2 protein-coding genes are annotated in these 2446 nt (G+C 70.7%); both read left to right on the top strand.

Going from position 1 to position 2446, the window contains the following annotated elements; translation table 11 throughout:
- The first annotated feature begins 213 nt into the window (after positions 1-213).
- Entirely contained in the window at positions 214-1737 is a 1524-nt protein-coding gene (locus ACFI33_RS11730) for an IS21-like element ISMlu14 family transposase (protein ID WP_462624046.1), read from the top strand.
- The coding region (locus tag ACFI33_RS11725) for an ATP-binding protein (protein ID WP_145016029.1) at positions 1734-2446 on the top strand (713 nt) is incomplete at its 3' end. The genes ACFI33_RS11730 and ACFI33_RS11725, both read left to right, overlap by 4 nt.

The raw sequence follows: 2446 nt of genomic DNA, 5'->3' as shown, positions 1-2446 counted from the left end.
TGTAAGCGGCCATGAAAAGCTGCCCATAGGTGGCCAGGGAATGACCCGCTGACGGCCATGAGGACTGCCCAGTGATGGCCACGGGAACTGCCCGGTGCTGGCCATCTGGTTTGCCCGCGTTGCTCGTTGCCCGCCGCGTCGTGAGCCGGCGGGGGCCTCCTCCCCGGGTTGGATATCGGTGTCGAATCGAATCCAGCGAGGAAGAGGCCCTGAATGAAGGATGCCGCAGAAACCATGAAAATACTCAGTGCCTATGACCTGACCAAGTCATTGCGGGGCGCCGCCGAGCTGGCCGGTTGCTCCCATCACACCGTGGCCCGGCTGGTGCGGGCCCGCGACGCCGGCCAGACCCCTGGATCCGGAGCCAGCCGCCCGAAGGTCACCGATGTCTGGCTGCCCAAGATCGAGGAATGGGTCGAGGCCTCCACGGGCAGGATCCGCGCCGATGTCGTGCACGCCAAGCTCACCGCAATGGGCTACACCGGCTCTGAGCGCTCCACCCGGCGGGCGGTGGCCGAGGTGAAGACCGCCTGGCGGGCCGGGAAGCGCCGGGTGCACCGGCCCTGGATCACCGAGCCGGGCGCATGGCTGCAGTACGACTTCGGCGATGGGCCGGCGATCGACGGGGCCAAGACGGTGCTGTTCGTGGCCTGGCTGGCCTGGTCCCGCTACCGGATCGTCATCGCCCTGCGTGATAGGACGGCTCCGAGTGTGTTCGCCGCCCTGGACCGGTGCTTCCGGCTGATCGGGGGCGCGCCGACCTATGTGCTGACGGATAACGAGAAGACAGTGACGGTCTCTCATGTGGCCGGGGTGCCGGTGCGTAACCAGGCCACCGTGGCGTTCGCTCGGCATTACGGCGTGGAGGTGCTGACCTGCCAGCCAGCGGATCCGGCCGCCAAGGGCGGGGTGGAGAACGCGGTGAAGCTGGCCAAGGCCGACCTGGTCCCGAAGGACACCAACCTGCGGGACCAGTACGCCTCGTTCGCTGAGCTCGAGGCCGCCTGCGCGGGGTTCATGGCCATGGTGAACTCCCGGGAGCACCGGGTGACCCGGCGCCGCCCGGACCACATGCTCGCCGAGGAGACCAGCGCGTTGCATCGGATCCCCGCCACGGCGCACACCGTGGCCTACGGGGTGGGACGGAAGGTGCCGGAGAACACGCCGATGGTCTCCTTCGAAAACGCCCAGTACTCGGTGCCCGCGCACCTGCTCGGGGCCGAGGTGTTCGTGCGCCATCACGGCACCGGACCGGACTCGATGGTGGTGATCATGCACGCCGGTGCGCAGGGGCCGGTGGAGGTCGCCCGGCACCGGGTGGCCCGGCCCGGGTCCCCGGCCATCGACGACGCGCACTTCCCCGGCCACGAGACGGACAAGGTGCCCGGGGACTACACCCCGGTGCCCCGTTCGGCGGCGGAGGCCGAGTTCCTGGCCATCGGGGCCGGAGCGAGGACCTGGCTGGTGGAGGCCGCCGCGGCCGGCACCAGCCGGATCGGTCAGAAGATGGCCGAGGCCGTCACCCTGGCCAAGCTCGCCGGCACCGACCAGGTCGACCGCGCCCTCGGGGTGGCCGCGGTGCACCAGCGCTTCGCCCACGGCGACCTGGCCTCCCTGCTCACCGCCGCCGGCCACCGCACCGGGATGCACACCGCCACCGAGGAACGGTCCCTGACCCAGGGCACCGCCGGCTGGGCCGGCCTCGGTACCTCCAACACCGAGGGGGCAGCCCGGTGAGCATCCACACCCCGAACACCGCCGCACCGGCGCTGCCGGCCGATTTGGAGGCGCTGTTGCGGCAGCTGAAGATGCCCCACGCCCGCGGTATCGCCGCCGAGGTACTGGCCACCGCCCGGGCCCAACGCTGGGAGCCGGCCGAGGTCCTCAAGGCCCTGCTGGTCGAGGAGACCACCGGTCGGGCCCGATCCATGCTCGCCGCCCGGCGCAAGGCCGCCGGGTTCCCCACCGGCAAGACCTTCACGACCTGGGATCCGGGCGCCTCCTCGATCCCGGCCCCGACCCAGCAGTCCCTGCGCACCCTGGAATGGCTCTCGCGCAGAGAGAACCTCGTGGTCTGCGGGCCCTCCGGCACCGGCAAGACCTTCTTCCTCGAGGCCCTGGGCCAGCAGGCCGTGGAGGAGGGCAAGCGGGTGGCCTGGTTCACCCTGGAGGACCTCGGGGCGATGATCCGGGCCCACCGGCCCGATGACACCATCACCAAAGCCGTCGCCCGAATCCTGCGCGCCGACCTGATCGTCATCGACGACATCGGCCTGCTGCCGGTCGCCGACGATGCCGCCGAGGGCCTCTACCGCATCGTGGACGCCGCCTACGAGAAACGCTCCGTAGCGATCAGCTCGAACCTGCACCCGGCCGGCTTCGACGAGCTGATGCCCAAGACCCTGGCCACCGCCACCGTGGACCGGCTCCTGCACCACGCCCACGT

It is taken from the genome of Micrococcus sp. PSi08 (assembly GCF_054960655.1).
This window is presented reverse-complemented; position numbering and strand designations above follow the sequence as displayed.